Origin of the sequence: Caballeronia humi (assembly GCF_001544475.1) — a bacterium.
Lineage (GTDB): Bacteria > Pseudomonadota > Gammaproteobacteria > Burkholderiales > Burkholderiaceae > Caballeronia > Caballeronia humi.
Genome location: NZ_FCNW02000067.1, coordinates 1 through 25,739 on the forward strand (window position 1 = coordinate 1; position 25,739 = coordinate 25,739).

Below are 25,739 nucleotides of genomic sequence, written 5' to 3' on the forward strand. Positions count from 1 at the left end.
CCGACGATACTGCTCGAAGCCGGCGCCTTGATCTGCTGCCATCGCTAGGGTCTTTTGTCTCATTCAATATAAACGGCCTGCCACCCTGATGCGTTGACCTTTTTCAGCATTGCCCTAATGCAATCGTGTGCAGCTCATTCAGAAGCAAAGGCAGGAACAAATAAGCGAAACCTCACGCTAAATGGTGCTAAGCGCTTCGCCTTATTGACAAATAGTGGCATAGTTCGGGGCATGACCATTAAGGAGACCGCTCATGGCAACCCTTGAACAAATCAAAGAAAAAATGAAGAAACTGCAGACTCAAGCCGACGCGCTGACCGCTAAGCGCTCGCGCGCAATACTTGATGACATCCATGCTTTGATGGCTCAACACAATCTGACATCCGCAGACATCGACGCTCATCAGAAAAGCTCGGCGCGCAAAGGGCGGCCGCGCGGTGCCCTATCGCAGAAATCCGCGCAGACTACGCGAACCTCATCCAAATCGTCGTCAGCAGCCAAGGGGAAACTGCCGGCTAAGTACCGCAATCCGAAGACCGGCCAAACCTGGAGCGGCTGGGCACGCCCCCCGGCGTGGATCGCTAAGGTCAGGGACCGGACTAAGTTCCTCATCGACGGCAGCTCGGCAGAGACAACTGCAACTTCCACTACGACGAACGGAGCGACGGACGGAGCATCGACGAAGCGCTTGGCGAGCCAACCGGCGGCCAAGAAGCGTGCGTCAGTGAAGGCGAGCGCGTCTTCAACCAGCGCCCCGGCATCGAGCGTCGCTGCGACGAAAAAGTCCAGCACCACACAGCCGGTTGCAAAAAAGGCCAGCCGGAAGGTCGCAGCGAAGAAGGCGAAGTCTACGGCCGCGCCCGCTCCCGCGACAAAGACTGCCGCAACAAAGACCGCCGCGACGAAGACTGCCGCGACGAAGGCAGTCGCCAAAAAAACCGTTGCAAAAAAGGCGGCGGTTAAGAAGTCTGTGGCGAAGAAGGCTGCTGCGTCTACGAAGTCCGTGGCGAAGAAGGCGGTATCGGCAAAGACCCGCGCGGGAAAAACCGCGTCCAAGCGTGCTTCAGCGGCAGAGGCGCGCACTGAACGTTTGGCCGCTGAAGCAAGTGTCGCAGCGCCTGATACGCGCGGTGCTGACGCCCATATGACGCCGCCGGTGGCACCGCCGAGTGGCGGAGAGGCGACAGCCTAAACTTGGCAAACTGTTGACGGGGAAGCTCGGGCGCGCTCGGAGCTATCACCAGCTACGCTGCTTTTGACTTCCCCGCAACTGCCCCGCGCCGTCTCAAGACGAAATGGGCAGGCGCGGCCTTGCTGAACAAAAGAGCGGCCCGCACGGGGCCGCTCTCGACTATCGACGTCGGGCCATTACAGCGGCTGAATCGTCGAGGCCTGCTTTCCCTTGGGTCCCTGCTTGATTTCGAAACTCACTTTTTGATTTTCCAGCAGCGACTTGAAGCCACTGCCTTGAATTTTGGAAAGTGCGCGAACAGATCCTCGCCACCTCCATCCGGCGTGATGAAACCATATCCCTTTGCATCATTGAACCACTTCACAGTACCGGTTGCCATTTTTGCTACACCTCTACAGATAACGAATCACGCTGAATGGAATTGCGCGACGACGGTCCAGCTTCATCACCGCAGCAATGTTTTAGCATGCCGCCGCCCCGACTCTCAATCGGAAGCTTCTCTAGTTGGAATAACGTCGCATCGTCACAGTCCTCGACACACCCGGGTCACCCGGATACAGATTGAAGCTGAATCGCGGGCGCCAGCCACGCGGCATCGCTGCTCTCAACGTTCTCCGAATTGCGAGTCGTTTTCTGCAAACTGGCGCAGGATTCGTGAGCGAAGCCGCACCTTTGCAACGGCGCTCAAACTCCCAGCGCGGAGATTGCAATTTGCGTGTGCGAGCGCCAAATTGTCCGGATGGTCCGGTCCGCCCGAAGCAAGGGCGACAAAATGCTCGATAGTTGCCTCCTCTTCGCTCATCTTGAGTCCGCAGTAAAAACAAGTATTGCCATCGCGTCGCAAAAGCCGACGTATGGTGGCTTGCCGTTTCTTCCGCTTCTTAGACGTTTGAAGCGCGGGCGCAGTGTTCCCATGATCCGCTGCGCTCGGCAAAGCGGAACTCGCTCGCTCGATGCGAATCGTGAACGGATCGATCTGCACGAGGCTCGCGCGGTCGCGTTCAAGCAGTTGTTGCGCCCGAATCCGAGTGCACATGGCGAGGGCATTACCTGAGGCATCGATCACAAAGACATCTCGCTGCAGAGCAGGGTCGCCAAATGTGTGCAAGTCGTCGAGCAAGATGATATCGAGGCAAACTGACGTTACTGGAATAGTCCCAAACGTTAGCACGGCGCTTGCCCCGCAGACAATACCCCGATTGAAGCGCGAGTCGCCCGTGTCGTCGGTGTGGCGTTCATCCTCGAGCGTAGTAAGCAAGATCTCCGTGTGGACCTCGGATGCGCCGACGTTCCGAACGAGGTGACCTCACGCCGCCTGCGCTCCAGCACGATCAATCTTCGTTAGTTTTAGGCCGAAAAGCTCTTCTGCATCTTCCTTGAGTTCCTCGGCTGCGATCGTCGAGATGCCACACACACTGGTTTCGGGGTCCTCGAAGGGCTTCCTAGCGCAGGGCGGCCACCGGAAAGCCCCACCGCGGTGCCAGAGTGGCTCACAGTTCTCAGACTATCGTCGCTAAGTCCATTGCTGATTGCTGATCGCTGGTCTCCACACGTTGTAAAGCAAGGTTGGCACGGTGACGAGTTCACTCCTTGGACGAGACGTTGCAGCTGACGCCTCGGCAATGAACGCAGGGCGTACGTCCCGTTCAAGGTTCCCCTCGTCTCCTCGCCAAGCAAAGAATGCAGCGCAATCGAGCCGCTCCGATGAGCTCTCGCGCACAAAGTAATCGTTCCAAAACGCCCGTCTTAAACAATGCTAGTAGGCGTTCCGGTCTTGATCGCCTGACTACGCGTACCTTGACAGCGAATCTGTATTTGCGAAGCGTCAGCTTCGGGTATCCTGACGAGATTGCCAATTCAGTATATCGATTTATGACCCTGGCACTCTGGACGATTGATCCTGAAGCCGCGTATGCGCAGTGGCAGCGCACCGAAGCCGCCGGCGCTGATCGCCGAGCTTTCGCCGAACGATCCATCGTTCAACACTGTGCGATGTTTGCGCGCTTTAATCGATTCCTTGTCGCCCATGCGCAGACGCTGACGACGTTCGGATCAGATCACATCGATGGATTTTTTGAAGAACTCGCGAGAGATTGTTCGCCGGGCACAACGACACGGCTGAGATACCTGAAGCTCATCGACCGGCTCGTTCGGTATCTTGTCGCCATGGAACTGCGCTCGGCTAACCCTGCGGCTCAGATGCTCGCCGCAGAGTCGTGGCCCGAGGACGAACCCACGCCAATCTACCTTTCGCTTGCGGATGATGGTCGGTTGCAATCGGCTTGCCGCCCGCAGCCGGGAATGGACTTTAAAGCGCTTCGTAACACAGCCATTGTTGCGATCTTGCTGGGCGCCGGCATCACGGCCGCCGAATGCCGTTACCTCCGCCTTTCCGACCTCGATATTCATGACATCCGGCCGGACGTGTCAGTGCAAAAGCGCGGTCCGCGGATCGCTCGCCGAGTTCCGCTCGATGCTTTCTCGCTCCACGTGCTGAGGGAGTACCACGACGCGCGAGCGAAGCTGGCCTGTCAAAGTGAGTGGCTATTTCTGGCGACCGCCGCCGGTAAGCCGATGAAGGACGACACGCTCGGAAAATGCGTGCGGCTGGCGTTGCAGACGCTGGAAATCACGGCCGCAGATATGAGCCCACGACTTTTAAGAAATACCTACGCACGCCGCCATCTCCATGCGGGCCGCACTGACGAAGAGGTCGCCAACCTGCTGGGCCTGTCCAGTCATCGCACCAGTGTGCGACTGCGGCAGACACTTGACCCATCCTTTGCATCGCCTGAGTGTGAATATGAATCTATGGATAGCGAGATCGGGTGACTTCATTCGGGCTCGCAACGAAATCAGGCTCTCGAGCGCAGACCATCGATGTTCGCTCACGCTCGTCCGAGACGGGCCGCAACAGCGTTTGGGCAGCAGGACCGATGCTCGAGACAAGCCACGAGATGGACGACAACGCGAATATGTCGATGAGCATGACAATAGGGTCGCTTTTTAAGCGTACTTACGTACAGGATTGTTTGCGCTCGTGTTCGTGAATGGGTCGCGGGGGGCGGCCCTCGCCTCGGAAAGCGCCCATTTGCTGAACTTCCGGCACACTGTCGCTTTTCTCGGAAGGGCTCATCGTGGCCACCACCTTCAAACCTACGGCCGAGCAGGAAGCCGTCGTGACCGCCGCAAGTAGCGGCGACGATCTGAAGGTCAAGGCGTATGCCGGCGCCGGCAAAACGTCCACGCTTCGACTGGTTGCCCATCATCTCGGCTATCGACGCGGGAGCTACCTCGCTTTCAACAAAGAGATCGCTGAGTCTGCGCGTCGAGGTTTTCCGGCAAATGTAGCTGCACGCACGGTGCACTCACTTGCCTACGCCGGCGCCCCGTCTCGCCTCACCGCGCGCATCAACCTGCCGTCGGAGCCTCCTCACGAGCTTGCCGCTCGCTACGGACTTGGGGCAATCGAGGTGCCTACCATCACCGGAAAGGCTGTCGAGGTTGCGCCGTTTGAGATTGGCCGGATGATCTCAGACGGTCTGGGTAGGTTTTGTCGCTCGCCCGACGAATCCCCGCGGGCTTTTCACGTCCCGGTGGATGAAAAAGTGCGCGAGGACGCTGCTGACTGGCTGCGTGCCCTTCTTGCGCCCCATGTAACACGACTTTGGAGCGAGAGCATCGATCCGCGCGGGCGCAGCGCCATACAGCCGGATGTTTATTTGAAGGTGTGGGCACGGAGCAATCCTCGCATCGACGCGGACTTCATCTTGTTCGACGAGGCGCAGGACAGCGATGGCGTTATGCTCTCCGTTTTGTCGCAGCAGCGACACGCGCAGATCATCTATGTCGGAGACCCCTACCAGCAGATTTACGAGTGGCGCGGCGCGGTCAATGCGATGGCACAGATCATCGCGCCGGAGCGGCCGCTCACCGAATCGTTTCGCTTCGGCCCAACGTTCGCTGCACTCGCGAGCCGCGTTTTGGCCTTACTTGGAGAAACTACGCCCATACGGGGCCAGTCCGGTATCGGCTCGATCATGGTCGAGGACCCTTCTATTGCGCCCCCTGTGGACGCCGTGCTTTGCCGCAAAAATGCGACAGCGATCTGGCAGTTCGCGGCCGGTATTGAGATGGGCCATCGGCCTGCGATTCGCATGAACGCGAACGAGATCGTCGCGTTCGCCGACGGGGCGGATCAGTTGCTCGCCGGCCGCAGAGCGTTTCGTCCGACTGCGTTGTCATTGTTCGAGAACTGGAAGGAAGCCCAGTCGTTCGCACGCAGCGCGCTCGGCCAAGATCTGCGGCCGATTGTCGAAATCGTCGACGGTCGTGGCACCCATTATCTGCGCGCTCTAGCTCAGCGTGTGACGCCCGAAGGCCAGGCTGATTACGTCGTCTCGACGGTACATCGTGCAAAGGGGCTCGAATGGAAGCGGGTGAGAGTTGTCAATGACTTCCGCTTCAAGATGATGGATGGCCGCCTGACAATGGACGAGGATGAATTGCGCCTCCTCTACGTGGCTTTGACCCGCGCGCAACACGTGCTCGATATCTCCGATCTACGGGATCAATTGCTGAGACTGTTCAGCGCCCCCTTTGCTGCACAGAATTAGCCTCGAAGGGACTCGCCGGTGATTCAACGCGCTCTTCGGATCGGGCGATGGCGGAGGTCACCATTCTGTCAAGGCGTTCGCAAGCCGCCTTCACCACCCCGAGGCGCACTTCCCTCAATTGCCGGTCGTGCTCGTTGATGACAGCGGGTAGCCTTTCAAGAAGCGTTTCGGGCATGATCCAGTCGTCGACTGCCCTTCCTCGCTCCAGTAGCGCAAGTACTTCTTTCTCGACTTCTTCAAGGAAGGGGAGTTCGAGCAAGCCATGCCCCACCTCTGTCATGAACCCAGTAAGCAACACCGCCTGTGCGACCTGCCTGACGTCTCTCGCTGTGGCGCGTTGGGCGCGCATTGCCTCGAATGCGAGCCGCGAACGCAGGGACATCGCATCCGAATCGTGCCGAGGCATCGGCAGTAACAAGACTTTTGATCTGTCGCGCGGCGCTTTGGCCGATCTGCGTTTCTTCGAGATTGGCATAATGGTTTGCCGATAGAGCCATTCGCCATGTTACCAAACGCTAGCTACCGGATTTTCCTGCTGCCGTGCGCCGCCGTACGTCTGTTGGATGTGAACGCGTGCAGACCTGCCGATCGGAATTGGATTGCGACAGGAGCGCCTCCCGAAGGCGAGGCAGCCTGAAGGTCCAGTCATGTCCGTTTCGTTTGATGAGATTGACGACGCCGTCTTCCAAGCGCGCGAGCATTCGGTAGCCATCGAATTTGATTTCGTAGGACCAGTCGCCGTCCGTCGGGCGGCGTTCCACCAGCGTGACCAGCTGAGGCTCAATAACGGGTGGCATCTCGCCAGGTGCCGTTTATGGTGCGATGACGCGCGCGCGGCGTTCCAGCAGCCCATATCACTCGCGTGATTGTTACGCGTCATCCTCGTCACGCGGATGCGCAATGGGCGGATGCGGCGGCTGCGTCGTGGCGATTTCTCCGCCGCTTTTTTGTGCACAGCCGCCTTTTTGTTCCGCTTCTGCGTCAAGGGCGACTTTCCCAACCCTGAAATGTAGATTTTGGTATGTAATAAGTCGATTGACGCTCAGCCTATGGAGCAATGTATGTGTTATTCGGCTCAAATTGAAGCAGACTATCGCAAGTATGTGAAGATGTTCGGCGCTCACATGGACGTCCGCGAATTCGCTCGCCTTTACTGGGAGCGAACCGAAGGCAGCAAAGCGAAAATCCCAAAGGCGATGGATGACGCGTTCAGTGCTCCGCGGACGGACGAGGAACGTCAGATAAAAGAGTTCATCGACCAATACAACGCTGAGCAGGCGACCAAGCTCGAACAGGACCTCTTCAAGCAACGGACGCGGCTTGCCGATGCCGAACGCACTCTGCAAACAAAAATAACGAAGGCCGCGACCGAAAGCAAGCGAATTGCGACCGACAAGATTGAGGCTTCGCTGCGTCGCCTCAACGACCTCAACCGGACGATCCCCGAACCGCGTGACTCGCGCATCTTCCCAGGCCACTATGCCCCGGTCCTCGTCGTCGAGAATGGGAAATACGTCGTTAAGCCGATGCGCTACCAATGTCGCATTGCTGGCAAGCCAGCAAACTACGACATCAAATTTCCGGGCACCTACAATGCGCGGCGCGATAATCTCGAAGGCTTCTGGAAGCCGTTGTTCGGTCACACACACGGCGTATTGCTTGTCGATGTGTTTTACGAAAACGTCAGCAAGGCGAAGTGGGAGGGAACGTTACTCGAGTCACACGACAAAGACGAAAACGTCGTGCTGGAATTTCGTCCGAGTAACGGCCAGTTGATGTTGGTCGCCTGCCTGTGGTCTCGTTGGAGCGCGCCGGATTTGCCGGACTTGCTGTCGTTTGCGGCTATCACTGACGAACCTCCAGTTGAGGTCGCAGCAGCCGGTCACGATCGGTGCATCGTACCAATCAGACCGGAGAACGTTGAGGCGTGGTTGCATGCGGACGCATTGAATCGAGATGCGCTGCACACGATTCTTGATGACAAGGACAGGCCGTACTACGAACACCGGCTCGCAGCGTAGCGTCGCCCCCCTCCGAAGTGTTTTTATGCGACGAAAACGGCTGTTGGTAATATAGCGACGGCGACCAAGCAACGGATAATCCAAGCATCGAGAAGCAGGCATTGAATGGACATTTTCTATTATTCGCAAAAACTTGAACAAGACTTGAAGAACGGTCAAGTCGGCTATTTCGGCTCGAACAGCACAAAGATTTTGGAACTTTCAGAGCGGTTACCTAAGCGCATCTGGGTATTCAAAACGCCGAAGGGGATGAAAGGGTCAATCCAATTGCTCGGCTCGCTGCTCGTCAGTGAAGAACCCCGAGTAGCGGTCCAGACAAGCTACCCCCATATCATCTACTACGACCCGTTCTCGCCTGAGTCTGTGATGTTCACGGACTCAGGCACCATGCACCGCGTTCAAGAGGTGTCAGCGTACTTCCAATATCGCTTTCACTCCGCGTTCAGTGCCAATTTTCAAGGCGACGCTGGGCTACAAGCAATCGAATCGAATGTGGTCCGTGGACTGGAGTCTCTCGTTGCCGATTGGGGGAAATGCCAGATGCTGGAGCGCGTCAGGGACCGAAAGAGCGTCCAACCTATCAATCCGTTCGCTCAGAACTTTTGATGAAGCGGATGACGTCGGACAAAATGGTACCAGTCATCGCGGCCCTCCTTTCGGCAGCTGAACTCTGCCGCCAATGACGACGAACGCATTGGTATCGACATTCCGGATCCACGGTCGTACTTCGTTGTCACGAGTCGGGGAACCGGCGATGTAGTTCACCGCCGCTTCGAGATCCGTGAAACGCCCAGGCACTGCACCGAGCTTTGCTGCTTCAAAAGTAGACATTCATGCTCCACAAACAGACGCGCGGAGCGGCCCCGGCGGACCGCATACCCGCAGGAGTTAAGAGAACTATCTGACGCGAATCACTCGACTTCGCTCACATGCTTCCACCACCGTTCGCCCGAAGGCAGTCCTCTGATGAAAGCAAAGTCCTCCGCTTCTTCGCGCGTAAGTTCGATCACACCGCCCTTCAAGATCGCCGTCTGCAGATAGACGACGTTCGCCAGCACGAGCGCTCCATGCTGTCCGGCGGTGGACGTTAGCGTTTCGACGGCATCCAGCAGTTCCGCAAGAAACTGCTTCGCGTCAGCGGCGAGGCGCAGCGACACATCAGCGTCGCTAATCGCGCCCAACACCGCATCGCACTGCGCTTGCGTGTCGTCAGGCCCGTACTGCTCGGGCTTGATCCAGCTTCGGATCACCATGTCATTGAGTACGTCGTCGGCGAAATCGGTGCAGGAATAGGCCATATAAGGCTCCAGTGAAAAAATGAAAGAAAAAGAGCCGCTATCAGATGCGACGCAAACGGCCGGTATCGAACGCAGACGCGCGACGCAGGTACGGCCGGCGCGGCGGCTGCGATTGCGCAGTAGCCGGTGCAGCGTGTTGCGCTGGCGGCAGGTGAGGCACCGCTTGCGAGTGGGACGGACTGCCGGCTGCCGCGAGCAGCAGCATCAAGAGGTTTGCCATAGTGGACAGCGCCGAAGGGCGCGAGAAAGGAGGGAAACGGGAAGCGACCCTTGGGGGGCAACTCCCCACAAGGGTTGATAAAAAATCAGGCGGCAAGCGCCTGTACGTCGATGACCGCGTCGGCTTCCGCGACAAGTTCCGGCGTCTGTGAGATGAAAAACTCTCGCTGATACCCGCCTTGGCGCAGCACCTCGCGCTTCATTCGCATGAACTGCACTTTGCGCTCGGGATCGAGCGGGCCGTCTGACTCGTCGCTGAACAAGGTCTGATAAGGCTGACCAGTGTTCTGCGCGAGATAGAGCGCGATGCCCCGCGTGAGGCACTCGTTGATCCAGACCTTCTGACCGCCGGACATGACGGACACCGACTTGCTGCTGTCGGACTCGGCGTCGTGAACGAGGATCTCGAAACCCTCTCGTAGTTCACCGCTCGCGAGCGTGCGCTGCGTGCGGATCTCAACCGTGAAGCGCATGCCGTAACACGCGAGCAGTAGCTCGTTGACGGTATGCGTGAGCGCCGGGCCTGCGTCATCGATGGTCAGCGCGATCACGCCGTCGTTGCCCAGACCCTTAGCGAGCAGCTTCCACCGCGCGATCTCGTCGGAGAGGCGACCGGCACGCGACTGCGTGGCCGAGAACTTCTCCAACTCCAACGCCAAGGCTTCCGCTTCGGCCTGCAGGACACTCTGCGAGCGGATCGATTGCTCGATCCGACCATCAAGTGCCGCGACGGTCTCCCGGTTCGCTGCGATGTCACGGTCCAATCTCGCCATCGCGGCTGTGACGTCAACGGCGGCCAGTCGGCTCACCTCCTCGGTGATGCGCGCAACCTCCGCTGCGATACGCGTCTTTTTAGACTGATATTTGGCGGTTCGGGCCGTACTTTCCTCAGTGATCGAGCGCAACTCGGCTCGAGCGGCTTCGAGTCCCGATACGGCGGCATCCAAGAGCGGTTTGGTCGCAGCAAGCTCTGCCGGTACCCGCACCAAGGCGTCCGCCTGCGCTTTCTTCTCGCGATACTCCGCGCGAAGATTCGCAACCGACACACGCTGCTCTTCCGCTTGCGCTTTTGCCTGCAACGCCTGCGTAAGGAGCGGACATTGCGCGTGCATCGGATGACCGACACAAGGCACCTGATCCACCACCGCCGCCTGCTTGCTCAATGTGTCAAAGTGGGCGGCTTTCGTCGTGCCCTGGCTCATCAAGCTGGTAAGCGTTGCATCGAGCGTCGTCAGCGTCGCGCGTTTGATCTCCAAGTCGGCAATGTCGCGCTGCAAAGGGGCAAACCTCGCTTCCTCAAGCGCAATCGCCAACTCGGCCTCTTCGCGCTTGGCTGCCGCACCCAGGATGGCGTCACGGCGAGCCAGCGTGGCTTGGTGCGTGGCCACCGTCCGACCGAGCACGGCGACGCGTTGCTGGCAGCGAACCGCTGCTGCTTGCTCGTCGTCGGCCGCGCTTTTCATGGCACGGCCCAAGTCGTCGCGGCGCACGCCCAGCTCTCGCAGGCGCGCCTCGGTCGTGGTCGATTCACTCTGCTTGGCCGCAAGCGTTGCCCGCTCCTGAGTCAGCTTGCTCGCCCGCTCAAGCGCGGCATCGCGTTGCTCCCGAGCGGCACGCAAGGTGTTGCCCTGCGCGACGATCGACTGCTCAGCGTCGGCTTTCCGTTGCCGCTTTCCGGCCAACGCGCCAAGCTCAGTCTGGATGCCTTCGAGCGACTTGCCGAGCACCTTCGCGACCTCACCGGCTTTCGCCGACAATGCCTTCAAGTGGTCGATGCCAAGGAGTTCAGCCAGCAGCGTCTTGATTTCGCCCGCACCGTAGGACGCGAGCGGCCGCCGGTTCTGAGCCGAGAACACGCTCGTGAAAAACGTCTCCAACGAACCGTTGATCGCCTCGACACAGCGGTTATACGACTCCGTCTTCCCGTCCGACACCGTTCCGTCAGGCAGCGACACCGGACGCCACGTACCGTCGACGCCGCGATAAGCAAGGTAATACTCCGCCTTGCCTGTCTTGCCGGGCTTGCGGAACGTAAAGGACGAGCGATAGCGGATGCCGTCGTGCTCCCATTCGAGTTCTTTCAGCGCACTGGTGCCGGAAATGTGAGCCCAGTACGAGAATGCATCGACTGACAGCTTCGACGCACGCGACGGCATGATCGGATACGGATGCAAGTTGTCCATAATCGTGGTCTTGCCCGTCCCGTTTGGGCCGGTCAAGGCAATCAGGCCACCCGGCAACGCTTCCAGATCGAGCGTCACGCTCTCGCGCTTCATGCCATCGCGCACGCCAACGAAGCCTTCCAGTGTCAGTTTCAGAGGCCGCATGACAGATCCTCCGACACGCTCATCGACGCCGACATCGCGGCCATCTGCGAGTAGAACGCGTCGTCGTCCTCGTTGGGAAACGGCTCGTTCATGACGATCGACGGCACCGCGCGCACCGCTGCTTTGGGCGCTTGAAGCGTCCCATCTAGTGCGGCCGCCACGTTGTCACAGACTCTGCCGAACTCGCGACGCGCGTTCGTCAGAAGCTCGGACCAACCGCTATGCCCGGTGAGGCTACGGATCTCAGCAGCCGACCACTGGCTTGCATAGCCTTCCTGATACGACCATAGAAGGTGCTGCATCTCAACCGTGGGCGTGATAGCAACCTCACACGCGCCGGGCGTTGTGGCGAACAGCAACAGTGTCTGACCGAACTGCGCCAGCACTGCGCCGCGGTACTGGCCGAACGGCTGATGCTGAATGGCAGCGGTAAAGCCAGCCAAATCGACTAACGACTTTTGAAGATCACGCGATGAGCAGTCGCCCAACGCAAAAATGCGGACCCAGTTCGGGCCAGCGGGATAAAGACCAAACATGATTCACTCCGTTATGGTGGGCGGAATGCGGCCCCGGTAGGGATCGCTCCCCGCCAGGGTGAAAGAAAAAAATGAACTGCTGGAGAAAGGTCCTGCCACTACGAATCGATGCGTCAAAGACGCGGTGAAACCTCTGTTTCGATAGCGACGATGACAGTCGCCTATCGGAACACGGCTTGCGTGCCCAGGCAAAGGAGCCGTACTGGCCTCCCCTGCATACGCGGCTAGCTACGCCGCGAACAAATCATCGTTGAGCCACGAAAGCGGACCTGCCGAAGCCGACTCGATGATTTCCACCGTCGCATCGGGCATCGGTAGTGCCTCCTCGCCGGCATCGTCATCCGGAGCTTCGTGGACAGTCACCCCCGCAGGCCCGGACATGCTCGACAACGCGGATATCCCGTCAGTTGCGAACGGATGCGCCGCGTCTGCTTCGCTCAGTCGAGCCAATACGCCAGCGGCGATTGCCTCGGCATCCCCGGTTTCCAGCAACTGGAGCCGGTCCAGCAAGGGCGCCGGATCGACATCGGTGTGCTCACACCAGCGCTCGAGCTTTCGATCAATCGACGTTTCGAGGCTGATGCCTTGGGCGCGTGAGCGGACAACAGGAAGAATGCGAGCTTCGACCTTCAACTCTGCCGCATTGCCGAACAGCGCCGCAATCGCGTCACGGTCCACTGACTGTTTGTGCTCGTCGTCGACCTGCCAACGAACTCGCACGAACTTGTCTGTCGCATCGAGCGCGATTGCCGTCAGGCGTTGCATGTCGGGCGGTCCGTCAAAGTCGACGCAGATCGTCTGCCGCGAAGGCGTAACGACCAGATCGGCTTGTGCGCTTCCCACCTCAACATTCCACATCAGAAAGCCCTTGTCGCCTTCCTCACCGTAGTGGAATCGCCCGATGGAACCGGGGTAGGCCACGACGCGGCCCGCTCGTTCCCACTGCTGCGCTTTGTGGATGTGTCCAAGCATGAAAGCATCGCATTCAGCCTCGAACACACTGCCAAGCGAAAACTCGTGGTCGAACCCCGCCATCGTCACGCCGTGCTCGGTCGTACAACCGTTGACCGTGCCGTGTGAAACCCCGACAGTTCGAATGCCTGCTGCACGAAGCTGCTGGTTGACGCGCCCTGCAACGGTCAGATAGTCACCCAGCACCGCTTCAAGACCCGTCCCGGCTTCCTTGGCACCGACCGCGGCCGCCAATTGACCTTTGTTGACCGTGGGCAAGCAGGTGAACACGACGTCGGCGCCGATAGCGAGCACCTCGCGTAGCTCCTCGTCGGAGTACACCGGACCGCTCGAGGGATAGAACCGTCCTTCATGCAGGCTTACCTGCTGAACACGTTCCGCCACATAGATCTGATGCGTCGTTGCCATCAGTTCAAAATTGCGCAGCGTGCCCGGCGGCTCATGTGAGAACGTACCCTGCAGCATCAAGACCGGCATACTGCCGCTCAGCCCATTGATCCGCCGTGCAAGGCGGTGCAACGAAGGCGCATGGGCATCGAGACGATGATCCGTCGCGTCGCCCGAGATCACCGCGACATCGGCGTGAGCGAGAACGGCGTGGTCGATGCCAAAGCCAAAACACCGGTCCGACTCTTCGACGTTTCCTGGCGCGTAGTGCAAGTCGGAAAAATGAGCGATTTTCAAAGTCGTCTCCTATAAATGAAAAAGGCCACCCGAAGGTAGCCAGTGAGTGTCGATGCGCTACGAGGGCGCGCTCGAAAGACATTTAAGAAGTGAGGGTGTCGCGAACTTTCATCAGTGCTTGGCCCAGGAGGTTCTGGCCACGCCACTTCGATTTGTCCGTGATGTCAGGATGGTGCTCGCCCAAGCCCACGCCCCAGATGAGATCGTATGGACTGGCTTCGACAAGCTCTGTCGGTGCGGTTGCAAGCAACAACGTCCGCAGGCCGGGATGCTGTGCGAACTTCTCGCGGCATCCGACGTAGACGATCGACTCGCGCTTTGCTTTCCACGTGTCGAGGTCGAAGCCACGGACCTTGCGGCCGAGTTCTTTTTGTTCCTTCGGCAGATGGGTGGCGAGCACAGCTTCAGCGATCTCCTCGTCGCCGAACAGCTTGGCTTTGGAGAACATCATGAACTGTTCTACCGAGCGGAAATCGACGCCGTGATAGGAAAAGCGGCAAGGATGCCAGTTGCTAAAAGCATCTTCAGCGCCGAAGAACAGCGTGAAGTTGCCGACTCTACGCATCGGAAGCTCCTTCGCGTGAATAAGTAGATGGGCCGCCGAAGCGGACGGGATTCGATGCGCAGGTACAGCGCGGTCGAAAACATTTGAGCAAGCGGTTCTTGCTGAAATGCTCTCATGCGCGAACGTAGAAAAAAGGGTGCCAGCCCCCACAAGGGGGACTGGCCAAGGTTAGACGTAAGCAGCTTGTGCAATCGCGTCCTGAATTTCGACGTCAAGCGACGCGGGATCGTCGAGCGCGTTTTTCAAACGCGCGTTCATCGCATCGACATCAGCGATGCGCTCGATCCAGCCGCGACCGTACGTCTGGTGCGCGTATTTGCGAAAGCCGTTCTGTCGCTCTGGCTGGCTGAGGCCGAGACGATGCAACAGGTCCGACATTCGGTGACGCTTGTCCTCCAGCGTCTCATTGGGATCGGGCGAGTCGTCGTCGCTGCTGCCATCGCGGTTATCTTCGTTGTGAACGACCGATGATGAGCCATCGCGTGCCCGTTCGTCCTCCGACTGCCGCTGCTCGGGCTGATGAGGCGGATCGCCGATTGACTGTACCGTCCCGTCCGACTCCAGCAGCGCGACTGCGCGACTGGCAGCATCGAGCGCCGGTTGAGCTTCGTCCGCGCCATCCAGCAGCGCGCCCAGGTCAATGTCGGCATCGAGCACCGTCAACATCTGCTTCTGACGCACGGCTTGGCCGCTGTCGTCGATGCGTGTGATGTCGAACTCCTTCTTCGAGAGCCAAAAGCGCGTGCCGGTAAGCCTGCCGCGCGCCAATGCCACGGTCTGCATCGCCGAATAGGCCTTCTGCAGCACGTAGATGGAGTTGGTCGGCAGTTCAACCAGGCCAAGCCCCTTCACGTCGGGAACAGCGAACAGGAAGTTCGCGGTCAGGTTGCACTTGCGGTCCTGATACTGCGGACAGACGTGGGGATCGCAGACGCCATCGGGAATGTCGTCATCTTGCCGGTGAACGACAAGTCGCCCACCGAACGAGCGACGTGCCCGCTGTGCGCGTGCGTTGCGCTCGACCGGTGCGTACGTCTTGCAGTAGCGCTTACCGTCACGGTCGTACTCCGAGAAGTACTGTCGCCCGGCTGTCGTGTATGCGGCCATTTGGTTAGGCACATTGCGCAGCCAGTCGTCGAACGCGAACATGATCGGGAAACGGTAGAGCCGCAACCCTTGACCGCGATCTTCGCCATACAGACGGAGGATCTCGTCAGCCGTGTCCGGGTTCGAGAAATCCGAGCGTCTGCACACGAAGTAGTCGACGTTTCTAGGAACCAGTGCGTTGCGCAGCTTCAACGACGTTTCCAGCACCTTGCCAATGGCTTCGAACGAGTCACCCGCTGCCACCATGTCGTTGTAGAGCTTGACAGCTTTTTCGTTGGCCTGGTGCGTCCGCGTGAGCACTTTGATACCGGGTCGGATCTTACCAATCGTGGGCGGGCGGATAGCTCGTTCTTCAACGAGGCTACGCGGCGCGTGATCGAACATCTGAACAACTGCGTTCATGAGGGTTTCCTTGCAAGAAAGAAGATGCCGTTGGTCCGCAGTGATTCGGCCTGAGATTGCATCTCTCGGGCTGCCGCACTTCCGCGACGTTCGCTGATATGGGGAATGAAGACAGCGCGCTCTGCGTCGCTGAACATCGCGACTCGGGCTACTTCGCACCGCTCACGCCAAACGGGGGACGTGGTGTCCGCCTGCTCCCGCTCGGTATTGATTTGATGCGTGATGGCCTCGGCGATACGTTGATTGAGGCGGTCGGGCAACAACATGGAACAGCACCTCCGTTGAGAAAGGTCCGGCCGCAGGAAGCGACAGACGAAAAAAAAGCCCGCTCCGGTGAGGGAGCGAGCTTCGTGAAATCGATATAGAGACCTACGCGCCACGTCCCTTCCGGGGACGTGGCGTGCAGCGAGCGGCCGGCATAAGCCGGTGTCGCTCGGTCAGAGAACGTAAAGTCGTTCTCGCGCAGCAGGGTCACGCCGCGCAACAGCCCTTTTCGGAATTACTTCCGCCGCAGGAATCACGGATCAGCCAACTTCGATCGTTCTACCCAGATCAGGCTCTGGAGAGAGAACACCCGAAAACCCGGGTTCGAACGATGTACCGGCGCAAATTAATGCGGCCCGAGGTACGAGTATTACGGCTGAAATTGGGGAGTGTGTAGCGAGCACACTCAGCACAAGGAAGATATCCACACCGGTAGCTATCCGGTCGGCGCATGCCAACGCACGAGGCGGGCACGACTTGCAGAAAAAAAAAGATGGACTCCGGGCTTGGAGTCGAGGTCGATGCGTCGGTGACGCGGGGAATGGAGTTGAGTATCCGGGTAATTGCAACTTTGATGCGGCGGAAAGCTCTCGAATTTGACGTAGCTTTCGCCGCCTTGACTCTTGCCTGAGCAATGAAAATCTTATGTGAGAGAGAACACAGACATACGAAAACGATCATGGCTGTCACCGATATGGAAACACCCGAAGCAGAGCCGAACCCGAGCGCACCCGCGCCAACGTCGAAGGGCGAAGGCGGGCTTCGCAGGCTCGATCGCCTGACTAACGATACTCGCCTAGCGCGGATCAACGCCGATACGCTGGCCAAGACCGAGTTGCCTTACCATTCGGGCTTCGCGCGGGAGTTTCTGCGCGGCGACTTCAATTTCGCAGCTGCGAAGATGACCGTCGCTCGCGGAGGGAAGCTCATCGCTATCGAATCTGAATTTCGGGTCGCTGAAGGCTGGTTTCGTAAAGCGATGGCCTGGGCCAATGATCTGCCAAAGAGGCAGACACCCAGCTATCCGGAGTTCGTCACGCTTGAGATCAAGCATGCGATGTCGGGTCGACTGGTGCGCCTGCTCACCATTTACGACCAACTCTTCTTACTGACGATGGGCGCGCTCATCGCTCGGTCGTTGGGGTCAGAAGCTCGCCAGGGCACGTTGGAAGCCGCTCAGGCGCGCATCAAGAAGATCGCTTACCTCTGCATCTTCGACAACGACCGATTCGCGCCAGAAGGCATCTTACTTCCCGAGCCTGGCCAAACCCACTGATTACCGCTTTTAGGCGTTCATACGCTCGCGGCTTGACTAGCACCGGCGCTGGTTATGTTCGACCTAACGCAACGATAAGAGGACCCGCATGGACTTACGCGAAATTCAACGACTGCATGCGCAGTTCGCACCGGACTCAATGACCATTGACTTGCCGCGGCAGCTCGCTGCGCTCCCGGCGCCGGCCGATCTGACGGCAGACGCTAGAACACCCACGTTCAAAGTGCGCCTCCCGAAGGCGGTGCCTGTCGCGCGCCGAAGCCTCGTCGCAGTCGCCATCGCCGCCGTCGTGGCTATGGCGGGTATGGGAGCCGCGTCGTTGTACAAGTCCGTGGGCGCGCCCTCCTCGCACAACCAGCAGAAGACGGTCGCTCAACCGCAATCTGACCAGAGCGAACGGGCAGCAACGGAAGGACAGCCAGTCGCTGCAGCGACCCGCCCGATCGATGCAGAGCCGCCTCATCCGGTAGCGCTCGCTCCGGTGCTGACAGGGAAAGACGTCGCTCCTGCTGCCTCGATCGGCCTAACGGCTGACCAGTTCAAAAGTTCGTTAGGTGCGCCGGGCGGGCCCGCACCGAGCGCAGCTCCTGCCAAGCCGACCCCTCCAGTCTCAGACGACGCGCAACGCGCGGCTGCCTCACCTATTCATCAGGCGCGTCGCGAGACGGAGGTGGCTAGTCAGGCGTCCGCAAAGCCCGCGGTTTCAGTGACGCCTGCGCAACCTGTGGCACAGCCGGCCGCCGATGAACATGGATCGCAACAGAACGCGGCCCCCACCCGTACGCACAACTACCGCCACCGCTCGCATTCGCGCGATGACCAAGTAAGCGATGGCGATACCGGATCGGCAACAAGCAAGAAGTCGGCACCTGCGAACCGCCCCGGCTCAAACGAAGTGCAAATGTTTTAAGGAATCGACACCATGAAAACCGAACTCAATATCACGCTCATCGCGCGCGGATGCGCGATCACCGGCGACATGGTCGTGAATCACGGCATCTCGTGCTTCGGCTTGCTTGCCGGCGGCATCATCTCAACGGAGGGTCTCTTGCACATTGGCGAGGGCGGCCTCGTCAAAGGCATGGCACAGGGCGAGCACGTTCGCATCGACGGGCGCGTCGATGGCGACGTACATGCGCGCGGGTCACTTGAGATCAACGGCCAAGTATCTGGCGACATCTTCTATTGCGGCACCATCCGCCTGGGCCCGCGTGCGGCGCTTAATGGGACGCTCAAGCGCGTCGCGCGAATGCTCACGATCGAAGCCGAGTCGGAGCAGGATCAAGCATCGATCGGGACTCAGCGAGCAGCAGAAAGGCCCGCCGACGAACGCACGGAACCGAACGTGACCGACATTTCGCGGGCGATGGCGTAAGTGACTCAATGAGTTTGAAAACTTGCCGATAACAGGCGAAGTTAGCCCTGCTTTATTCCGACCGTGAAACCCACTGAACCGATCTTCGACTTTCTCACTGCGACGTGGGACGCGGCCGCGCAAGAGGCCGCTTTCGAAGGCCACTGCTTCTGCATGCTCGATACCGGACGACTCGTGAATAGCCACTCGATGCCCGCTGGTACGCCACACTGGAACCGTCCTGCTTACCTTTTGCGATGTACAAACGAGCTTTGCAGCCTAAACGTTGAAGGAACGAAGCCAGACTAGCTCGTTCTGTTATCGCGCCGATATGCACTTCAGCCCGCCTATAGCGGGCTTTTTCTTTTTGTGCGACGTCGATACGAGCGAGGCAGCGAGGATCTACTTGCAGCCGGGCTCACACATTTTGAGCGCCGGACCGAGGGGCATGAGCACTGGGCCGAGCGTGCTGGTCTCAGCCCCGCGCGGGACGACGCAATACCGGATCTCCGAGGGGCTATTTCTGTTGCCCGCCGAATAACCTCGTCGTGGGATTCCGCGAAGCTGCGAAACTCAAGCTGCCGCGGCGACTGGCAGAAGCTGGGCTTCAACGACGAAGCGTGATTCAAAGTTCTTGGAGGTGCCGGAGATCATCAACGATTCACGAGCGCGCGTCATGGCCACATAGAACAGCCGCCGCTCCTCTGGTTCCGTGGACTTCGGGTCCGGCACGATCGTCTCCTCGCTGCGCGCGATCCAGACGTGATCCCATTCCAGCCCTTTCGAACTGTGCATCGTCGTTAGGATTAGCGCCCCCGGCGTCGGCTCATTGTTGTGCTGGCGCAGGAAGAGCAGCCGCTCGGCGAAACTGCCTGACAAGCGTGACAGCACGTCGTTCGTCGCCTGGACCGCGCGAATTGCGGAATCCTTCTTCGCGTACTTCAGCATCCATTCCGCCACGCCTGAGAGCGTCAGCGAATAAAACTTGCGATCGCACAGGCTTTGCCATTCGGCGAGCCGCTTCATGAACTCGCGATAGTTGGTCGCCACGTCCTCTGGCAATCCCAGCTCTACCAGTTCAGCGCGGCCCTTTTGCGTCAGTTCCGCGCCCATGTCAGCGTGAAGTGCGCGTAGCTGTTGGGCGCTCAGGCCAAGATGCGCGAGGACTGCATCGAGACCGGTGTCTTTAATGCGCTCGACGATTTCGAGCAGATTGCACATCAGCGCGCCCTCCGGGCGGCTGAGCACCGAAGCGCCCGATGCGCGGTAATACTTGATGCCATGTGAGCGGCAGACGGACTCGAGCGGATCGAGGATGCGGTTGGTGCGCGCAAGGATGGCGCACGACTGGCCTCTCGCGAGCAGCGGTCCGAACACCTCAACCGCCGCCGTCGCTTCTTCGTATTCGTCCGGATGGCGAGACGTTCGCACGCTACCCCCGTGGCCCTTTTCAGCCCGCAAGACTTTGGCGATCCGGTCGACGTTGTTGCGGATTACGCGGTCAGCCGCGCCCAGGATCTCTGCGCGGCAGCGGTAGTTGCTGCCTAGAACAACGGGCTTGGCGGCGAACGACTGGATGAACGACTCCATGCCGCGATAACCCAACGCTTCTCGAAAGGCGTAGATGCTCTGGTCATCGTCGCCCACGACCGTCACGATCGAGCCCGCCTGCGCGTGCAGTTCGATCCAGCGGTACTGCAGCGGGTCGGTGTCCTGAAACTCGTCGACGAGCAGATAGGTGAACGCGTATGGGGCAATGGTGCCCTGCTCCATTCCCTCGACTGCCAGGCGCAGCATGTCCTGAAAATCGATCTTGCCGTTCCGTGCAAGGGCGTCCTGATAGGCGTGATACAGCTCGCCGTCGGCAGTGTTCGGGTCGCACCGCCCGAAATTGGTTTTGATCTTTTCGATCGTTGGAATGACGTCTTCCGCCTTGCCGTCACGGCCGAGTTCCTGCATCACGCGGATGAGCAGGCCAAGCCGGTCGCCATCAGAGGCGATATCGAGCGCACGTGCGCCGGGGCGCTTGAGTTGCTTGAAGGCGAGCGAATGGAAGGTACCGGCAATCAACCGCTTCTTTGCGGACTCGCCGGCAGCCGCCAAAATGCGTCCCCGCAATTCGAGCGCGGCATCCTTAGAGAAAGTGACCGCGCCGACCGTCGCGGCACTGTCCTGTAGCAGCAGGGCTGCCTTGGTGGCGATCGTTTTCGTCTTGCCCGCGCCCGGGCAGGCGATCGCCACGCAATGCTGGCGCAACTGGGCGACTTCCCGTTGCTGGGGATTGAGTTCGTCCAGCATCGCGCCTCCTTAGTTGCCGCGGACCGTCGTCATCAGCTTCAGGTGCGTCATGTACCCGCGAATTCCAAGCGGGTTGAAGCGTTTGAGAAAGTTGACGGCCTCGTCGTCGACGTCGGACTGATCGCGAATGCCGTTCCAGACCATGAAGTCGAAGTGATCCATCGCCCGGTCGAACTTCATGATCGCGCTAAGCACGCGCATCGAAAAGCGCGAGTAAGCCTCGACCTCGATATCCATCGCAGGCATAGGAATCGTCGGCTCGAACACAAATTCTTTGTTGGCCCGAAGCTCCGCTTCCTTCTGCTGACGGAACCCTTCGGCCACGCGCAGTTGCTCGTCGACGTAGGTCTCGATGCCTGCGAGCAGCTTCTCCAGCGCGCTGTTGACCACTTCCTTATCGTTCTCGCCGAAGGTCGAGCGGCCAAAACGCTGCATGTTGATGCTCATGCGGTTGATGTACGGCCACCATTGTTCGAACAGCGGCTTCAGGCGGGTATGGTTCAGACGCACGCGGGCGCTCACAACTGCTGCGCCGGAAAGCTGGCGGTCCAGCAACTGACGGCCGATCTCACGGCGGCGCTTAATGATGGCGATACGCTCAGCGGCAGGCAGGTCGCGGAAGAGCTTCCGCGTCTTGGCGACTTCCGCCCGTTTCATGTCGGCGTCGTCGGTGGAGATGACGCCTTCCTTTTGGAGGCGGTCCGCATCGGCCTCCATCTGCGTCAACTCGCGCTCGAGCTCGCCGTCGTCCGCGCCGTCGGTCGTGGGCGGCGCCTCGACCGTACCTTGTTCAAGTGCACTCAGCGCAACCTTCTCTTCACTGCCGGGTTCGACAACCGTGCTCATTCGCCATTTCTCCGTCTGGACCGCATAGGTCCCGTTTCATCGTGGGGGATCAGGCAAGCAAAGCGCGTTGCCTATGGGTCCATTGTTGCGGGCCGACGAACCGGGGAACGTCCGAAACAGCGATTATTTCGAGTGTCTTTCCGACAGCAGGGCCAGGCAACGAGCCCTGTTTGAGCGGCCCCAGCGCAGGACGCACGGCGCGCTATGACTCGCGAAGAAAAAGGGGGCCGAGGTCCGTCGAATGGAACGATGAGGCGGGACCGAAGAAGTTGGCCCCTGAGAAATGCCGCGACCAGCAGTGCTGGCTGTCGGTCGGGTGAATTATCTTGATGAAGCCCGTTTGCCACAAAGACGCTGATTTTTGTGAGCATTCCGGGCTTTCGATTACATATTGCTTTCTACCGCGCCGATTGAAACGACTCCGCGGCTTTCCACAGCAAACCACCGAGCAGTGCCGCCGTAGCAATCCAATATCCCGCCAGCACCGGCAACGGAGCGACGAGAACGGCCAGAAGCGTGCCCATGACAAGCAAGAGCCCGTGACTAGCTAAATGGAAAGATAGCGGGCTTACGAAACCGGCCGCTGATGCTTTGATTTTTCGACGAGCGGTTCCGTCGATAAACATCCCAACAGCAAAAAGCAGCGTCCCCAGAATCCAGAGCTTCATCACCATCGCGCGAAAGACAATGCGATAGGCGAGAAGCCAGAAATTCTCGGTCCACGTGTGCGCGAAGGATGAGAAGCCGCCATCATTCATACCGCCGACGTTTCCGGACGCGGCCAGCGTCCTGTGCAGCAGGCCGGTGTCCACAAACGCGTGGCGGAATACTTCGTTCGCATGGCGTACCGCGGCATCAGTTTTCTCCTGTCCGACTGATGCTATCAACGACTGTGTCTCAGCTTCCGGTACCTCGAATAGCTTTCGGTCGGGCACTGCGGGCATCACGGCGATCGACAGGACCGGCACCAAAAGGAACCAGACCTTCAGGTGCGAACCGAAGCGGCTAGCCATGGATAACCTTTAGCAGCATGAGGGCGGGCACCGCTACTAACGCCGAGAGGCCGCCCCAAAAGAGCGCAGGCCGGTATTCAGCAATCGTCGCCAACGCGTAACATCGGGCGCCCGCGCCGTGGTTGAACTCCTCCGGCACGACCGCGTTGACGTTCCCGTCGAATGCCACCGCAATGTCGCATGCGCGGCGGGCGGTGCGCGGCTCAACGCCCGAGAGCTTCGCTATGATCGTAACGGTGAGCGACATCATATTCCTCGAAGTAGCGGCGGAAGGTCTCGCCGTGCAGCACGCGAGAAGCGAGTTGGAAGGCTGCGGTACGCTGGGTGATGTGGTCCGGACAGCGCTCGTCGACCATCTCGAGCTCATAGTCGGCATGGCGCTGCTCGAACGCGGTGATCGACTCGACCATTGGGCACCAGACTTCAACTTTTTCTCCACGGCGGGCAACGTACCGACGTGCGTAGAGAGCCTCTGCCCCCTCGAATAGCCCCTGCATGAACGCGATGTACGGTTCGCCGGAGCGCTTGGCGCGCCTGTAGCCGTCTAGCGCGGACTCAATCATTTCCGCCGCCAACGGCCGCTTGTCTCCCATGAATCGCTCACCCACGAAGTCGGCCATGCGAGAGCAGGCGAGCTCGAGATCCGGTGCGACATTGAAGACCGGGATGAGCCGGTGCGACAACTTGTGATCACGGATGATGTGTTTGTATGCAGCGGACATAGTTCTAGGTTTAGCCTTCGATGATGGGAATTCGACCCTGGTACACGGCACCTCCAGAGATGCGCATGAAGTACTGCAAGTTCGGCAAGCTATGGATAAGGCGCACCGGAATCAATGGCACCTTCTCAAGCTGAAGCGACCGCGACTGTGAGCCGCTGAATTCGAGCGCATGGGCTTCCGTGGTCGTATTAAGGCTGTTCGATATATTGACGACCCGAATCGCCGTCTCGCCCACCTTGTCGGAAAACCACTTGGCGGTGTCGCTATCTTCCAATCTTAGAATCACCTGAACTGTTATCTAGTAACAGTTACACAAACGGTGTGTCTATCGCCTATATTCGATCCACCAGTGTCGTTCAGGAGTGCTCTTCATGGGGCCGTGGACTGGCGATGAAATCGAAGCAGCGAGAGCAGTACCCTTTCATGTGCTGCTCCGTTTCCTTGGCGCGTATTGCAAGCTGGATCGCGAATATAGACCGACCAATTCAGGCGGCAGCATTCGCGTGCAGGTGAACTATGGCGGTCGCGATTTTAGGTTTGTCTTTACGAATGAAAAGTGGGTCAACGAACTCATGCCGCCGGCAAAGCGTGGGAGAGGCGGCGCAGGAGCGATCGACTTGGCAGCGCATGTCATGGGGCTCGACTTCGTCAGATCTGTGAAGATTTGCATTGATGCGCTTGACAGCGCGAGTGGGATGCGCGGATGAGGCTTTTCTATACAACGCACGATTTTGTCTACAAAGGACGGCCGCACCCCGGCGTACCCTTTCTCTGTTCAGAAGATCTGGAACGGGTCGGGCCCGCATCCGACTATCTTCTGTGGGTCGCGCTAGAAAACGGCAGGACACGAAGTCGGGCGACGTGGAGAAGCTACGCCGAGGCAATGTACGACTACTTCGCGTGGCTCGAGGCCAACGGCCTTGACTGGGACGCGTTGCCAATCGATTCCGCCGAGTTTGGCGAAATCTCGAATCTCGCGCTCTATCGCAACTGGTCGCTCGACGTCCTCGATGCGAACTCGGACCGACATTCCATGCAGCCCAGCACCGTGCGCAAGCGGCTGTCGCAAATCATGCGCTTTTACGAGTGGGCCGCGACGCACAAACGTATTGCTCATGTCCCTTGGGACGTTCAGCTCTCGCGCATTGGAGACGAATCACATCGCGATGCGATCAAGGCGTCGACCCTTCCCAGAGTACCTCGACAGCCCATTCGGTTTCTCACGACTCAGCAGTGTCGCGCGCTTCTCGAGAGCTGTAACAGCAGGACTGTCCAGTTGATGACGAAGCTGATGCTTCAGACCGGCTTGCGCAGCGAAGAATGTAGAACGTTTCCGACGAAATACCTCTTTGATCCGGCGCCCGAGCGGCGATCTCGCAAAATCCATATCGATCTGTCGCCGTCCGACATGAAACTTAAGGGAGGCAGACCTCGCCGGATCTACGCATCCGGGCAGCTCATCAAGGACCTGTTCGACTTCGTGAACTTCGGCGAAGGAGCGGTGCGGGCCAAGCTTTATCGAATGACGCGTGGTTCGGCCTGTCCTTATGTATTCCTGAACCGACATGGAGCGCCCTGGAGCGAGAAAGGACTGTGTCACGCCTATCGAAAGTTGTGGGCGCCGGCCGTGCCTGCGCGAGCTGTGCTCGACTTCAAGGTGACGCCGCACATGTTGCGCCACACCTTCGCTACCTACGAGCTTTATGGAGAGAGTCAGAACCGCAACCTTGGGTATGCCCTCGCTTGGGTCCGTGACCGACTTGGACATGCGTCGATCTCCACAACGACAGTCTATGTTCACTGCCTCGATATGCTCGGCGAAAGGCATTTGAACCGGTATGAGCGAGAGATCGACGCGCTGCTTGTTGCAGGAGATATGCGATGAAACGGAAGAATCATCAGCTCGACCGGGCTCCACAGCGGCTAACGGTTTCTGATGGAGAAGACGGAGATCGATGGATCGTTAAAGCAAAGACGGACTTGGACTTCAATCGCTGGCGATGCCGAGCGGGCACGCAGATCGACGC

The 25,739-nt window shown here is 59.2% G+C and carries 24 protein-coding genes and 2 pseudogenes; 9 read left to right on the forward strand and 17 right to left on the reverse strand.

Annotation, left to right across the window (positions count from 1 at the left end):
• Positions 1 to 361 precede the first annotated feature (361 nt).
• On the forward strand, positions 362 to 1,192 hold the full coding sequence (locus AWB65_RS37945; protein ID WP_374729773.1) for an H-NS family nucleoid-associated regulatory protein: 831 nt from the start codon (positions 362 to 364) through the stop codon (positions 1,190 to 1,192).
• Between the two features lie 176 nt (positions 1,193 to 1,368).
• Here the strand turns inward: AWB65_RS37945 and AWB65_RS30810 are convergent.
• Positions 1,369 to 1,571 (reverse strand): annotated as a pseudogene (locus AWB65_RS30810) (cold-shock protein).
• A gap of 225 nt (positions 1,572 to 1,796) precedes the next feature.
• On the reverse strand, positions 1,797 to 2,312 hold the full coding sequence (locus tag AWB65_RS30815; protein ID WP_235007884.1) for an HNH endonuclease: 516 nt from the start codon (positions 2,310 to 2,312) through the stop codon (positions 1,797 to 1,799).
• A 752-nt stretch (positions 2,313 to 3,064) separates the two neighbouring features.
• Here AWB65_RS30815 and AWB65_RS30820 point away from each other — a divergent pair.
• Positions 3,065 to 4,024, forward strand: coding sequence for a tyrosine-type recombinase/integrase (locus AWB65_RS30820; RefSeq protein ID WP_087670695.1), 960 nt, complete (start codon positions 3,065 to 3,067; stop codon positions 4,022 to 4,024).
• A gap of 305 nt (positions 4,025 to 4,329) precedes the next feature.
• On the forward strand, positions 4,330 to 5,808 hold the full coding sequence (locus AWB65_RS30825; RefSeq protein WP_087670696.1) for a UvrD-helicase domain-containing protein: 1,479 nt from the start codon (positions 4,330 to 4,332) through the stop codon (positions 5,806 to 5,808).
• On the opposite strand, the gene AWB65_RS30830 is transcribed toward AWB65_RS30825, so the two are convergent.
• On the reverse strand, positions 5,780 to 6,283 hold the full coding sequence (locus AWB65_RS30830; protein WP_125474259.1) for a Fis family transcriptional regulator: 504 nt from the start codon (positions 6,281 to 6,283) through the stop codon (positions 5,780 to 5,782). The two genes, AWB65_RS30825 and AWB65_RS30830, sit on opposite strands and share 29 nt — an antisense overlap.
• 586 nt (positions 6,284 to 6,869) lie before the next feature.
• Between AWB65_RS30830 and AWB65_RS30840 the strand changes: the two genes are divergently transcribed.
• On the forward strand, positions 6,870 to 7,829 hold the full coding sequence (locus AWB65_RS30840; RefSeq protein WP_087670698.1) for an SOS response-associated peptidase family protein: 960 nt from the start codon (positions 6,870 to 6,872) through the stop codon (positions 7,827 to 7,829).
• Between the two features lie 105 nt (positions 7,830 to 7,934).
• Positions 7,935 to 8,435: a hypothetical protein gene (locus tag AWB65_RS30845; RefSeq protein ID WP_087670699.1), complete on the forward strand. Its 501-nt coding sequence runs from the start codon at positions 7,935 to 7,937 to the stop codon at positions 8,433 to 8,435.
• Positions 8,436 to 8,468: 33 nt separating this feature from the next.
• On the opposite strand, the gene AWB65_RS35995 is transcribed toward AWB65_RS30845, so the two are convergent.
• The 8 genes from AWB65_RS35995 to AWB65_RS30885 form a co-directional block, all read right to left on the reverse strand.
• Entirely contained in the window at positions 8,469 to 8,660 is a 192-nt protein-coding gene (locus AWB65_RS35995) for a hypothetical protein (RefSeq protein WP_125474260.1), read from the reverse strand.
• An 80-nt stretch (positions 8,661 to 8,740) separates the two neighbouring features.
• Positions 8,741 to 9,127: a hypothetical protein gene (locus AWB65_RS30850; protein WP_087670700.1), complete on the reverse strand. Its 387-nt coding sequence runs from the start codon at positions 9,125 to 9,127 to the stop codon at positions 8,741 to 8,743.
• Positions 9,128 to 9,432: 305 nt separating this feature from the next.
• On the reverse strand, positions 9,433 to 11,673 hold the full coding sequence (locus tag AWB65_RS30860) for a sbcc family protein (protein ID WP_087670702.1): 2,241 nt from the start codon (positions 11,671 to 11,673) through the stop codon (positions 9,433 to 9,435).
• Positions 11,661 to 12,209, reverse strand: coding sequence for a hypothetical protein (locus tag AWB65_RS30865; RefSeq protein ID WP_087670703.1), 549 nt, complete (start codon positions 12,207 to 12,209; stop codon positions 11,661 to 11,663). Before AWB65_RS30865 ends, AWB65_RS30860 begins: the two co-directional genes overlap by 13 nt.
• A gap of 228 nt (positions 12,210 to 12,437) precedes the next feature.
• Positions 12,438 to 13,865 (reverse strand): metallophosphoesterase family protein, encoded by a 1,428-nt coding sequence (locus AWB65_RS30870; RefSeq protein WP_087670704.1) that lies wholly within the window; start codon positions 13,863 to 13,865, stop codon positions 12,438 to 12,440.
• An 82-nt stretch (positions 13,866 to 13,947) separates the two neighbouring features.
• On the reverse strand, positions 13,948 to 14,430 hold the full coding sequence (ybiA, locus tag AWB65_RS30875; protein ID WP_087670705.1) for a riboflavin biosynthesis intermediates N-glycosidase: 483 nt from the start codon (positions 14,428 to 14,430) through the stop codon (positions 13,948 to 13,950).
• A 168-nt stretch (positions 14,431 to 14,598) separates the two neighbouring features.
• Positions 14,599 to 15,939, reverse strand: a complete 1,341-nt coding sequence (locus AWB65_RS30880) for a recombination directionality factor (RefSeq protein ID WP_087670706.1) — start codon at positions 15,937 to 15,939, stop codon at positions 14,599 to 14,601.
• Positions 15,936 to 16,205: a DUF7696 family protein gene (locus AWB65_RS30885; protein ID WP_235007886.1), complete on the reverse strand. Its 270-nt coding sequence runs from the start codon at positions 16,203 to 16,205 to the stop codon at positions 15,936 to 15,938. Before AWB65_RS30885 ends, AWB65_RS30880 begins: the two co-directional genes overlap by 4 nt.
• 677 nt (positions 16,206 to 16,882) lie before the next feature.
• Here AWB65_RS30885 and AWB65_RS30895 point away from each other — a divergent pair.
• On the forward strand, positions 16,883 to 17,479 hold the full coding sequence (locus tag AWB65_RS30895; RefSeq protein WP_087670708.1) for a DUF1845 domain-containing protein: 597 nt from the start codon (positions 16,883 to 16,885) through the stop codon (positions 17,477 to 17,479).
• A 922-nt stretch (positions 17,480 to 18,401) separates the two neighbouring features.
• Positions 18,402 to 18,854 carry a bactofilin family protein gene (locus tag AWB65_RS30905; RefSeq protein WP_087670710.1) on the forward strand — a complete coding sequence of 151 codons (453 nt, stop codon included), beginning with the start codon at positions 18,402 to 18,404 and terminating at the stop codon, positions 18,852 to 18,854.
• Between the two features lie 552 nt (positions 18,855 to 19,406).
• Here the strand turns inward: AWB65_RS30905 and AWB65_RS30915 are convergent.
• From AWB65_RS30915 to AWB65_RS30940, 6 genes and pseudogenes are all read right to left on the reverse strand, one after another.
• A complete protein-coding gene (locus tag AWB65_RS30915) occupies positions 19,407 to 21,131 on the reverse strand; it encodes an ATP-dependent helicase (protein WP_087670712.1) in 1,725 nt (574 codons plus the stop codon).
• A gap of 9 nt (positions 21,132 to 21,140) precedes the next feature.
• Positions 21,141 to 21,977 carry an ATPase gene (locus AWB65_RS30920; protein WP_087670713.1) on the reverse strand — a complete coding sequence of 279 codons (837 nt, stop codon included), beginning with the start codon at positions 21,975 to 21,977 and terminating at the stop codon, positions 21,141 to 21,143.
• A gap of 398 nt (positions 21,978 to 22,375) precedes the next feature.
• The gene (locus AWB65_RS30925; RefSeq protein WP_087670714.1) at positions 22,376 to 22,990 is read right to left on the reverse strand and encodes an IncC plasmid conjugative DNA transfer DtrJ family protein; all 615 of its coding nucleotides are present in this window, start codon (positions 22,988 to 22,990) and stop codon (positions 22,376 to 22,378) included.
• Positions 22,983 to 23,237: a hypothetical protein gene (locus tag AWB65_RS30930; RefSeq protein ID WP_087670715.1), complete on the reverse strand. Its 255-nt coding sequence runs from the start codon at positions 23,235 to 23,237 to the stop codon at positions 22,983 to 22,985. Before AWB65_RS30930 ends, AWB65_RS30925 begins: the two co-directional genes overlap by 8 nt.
• Entirely contained in the window at positions 23,194 to 23,712 is a 519-nt protein-coding gene (locus tag AWB65_RS30935) for a hypothetical protein (RefSeq protein ID WP_087670716.1), read from the reverse strand. Before AWB65_RS30935 ends, AWB65_RS30930 begins: the two co-directional genes overlap by 44 nt.
• Before the next feature lie 10 nt (positions 23,713 to 23,722).
• Positions 23,723 to 24,001 (reverse strand): annotated as a pseudogene (locus AWB65_RS30940) (TraM recognition domain-containing protein); the annotation flags it as partial.
• Positions 24,002 to 24,083: 82 nt separating this feature from the next.
• Between AWB65_RS30940 and AWB65_RS30945 the strand changes: the two are divergent.
• On the forward strand, positions 24,084 to 24,419 hold the full coding sequence (locus AWB65_RS30945; protein WP_087670717.1) for a hypothetical protein: 336 nt from the start codon (positions 24,084 to 24,086) through the stop codon (positions 24,417 to 24,419).
• Positions 24,420 to 24,595: 176 nt separating this feature from the next.
• A complete protein-coding gene (locus tag AWB65_RS30950; RefSeq protein ID WP_235007888.1) occupies positions 24,596 to 25,597 on the forward strand; it encodes a tyrosine-type recombinase/integrase in 1,002 nt (333 codons plus the stop codon).
• Positions 25,598 to 25,739 lie beyond the last annotated feature (142 nt).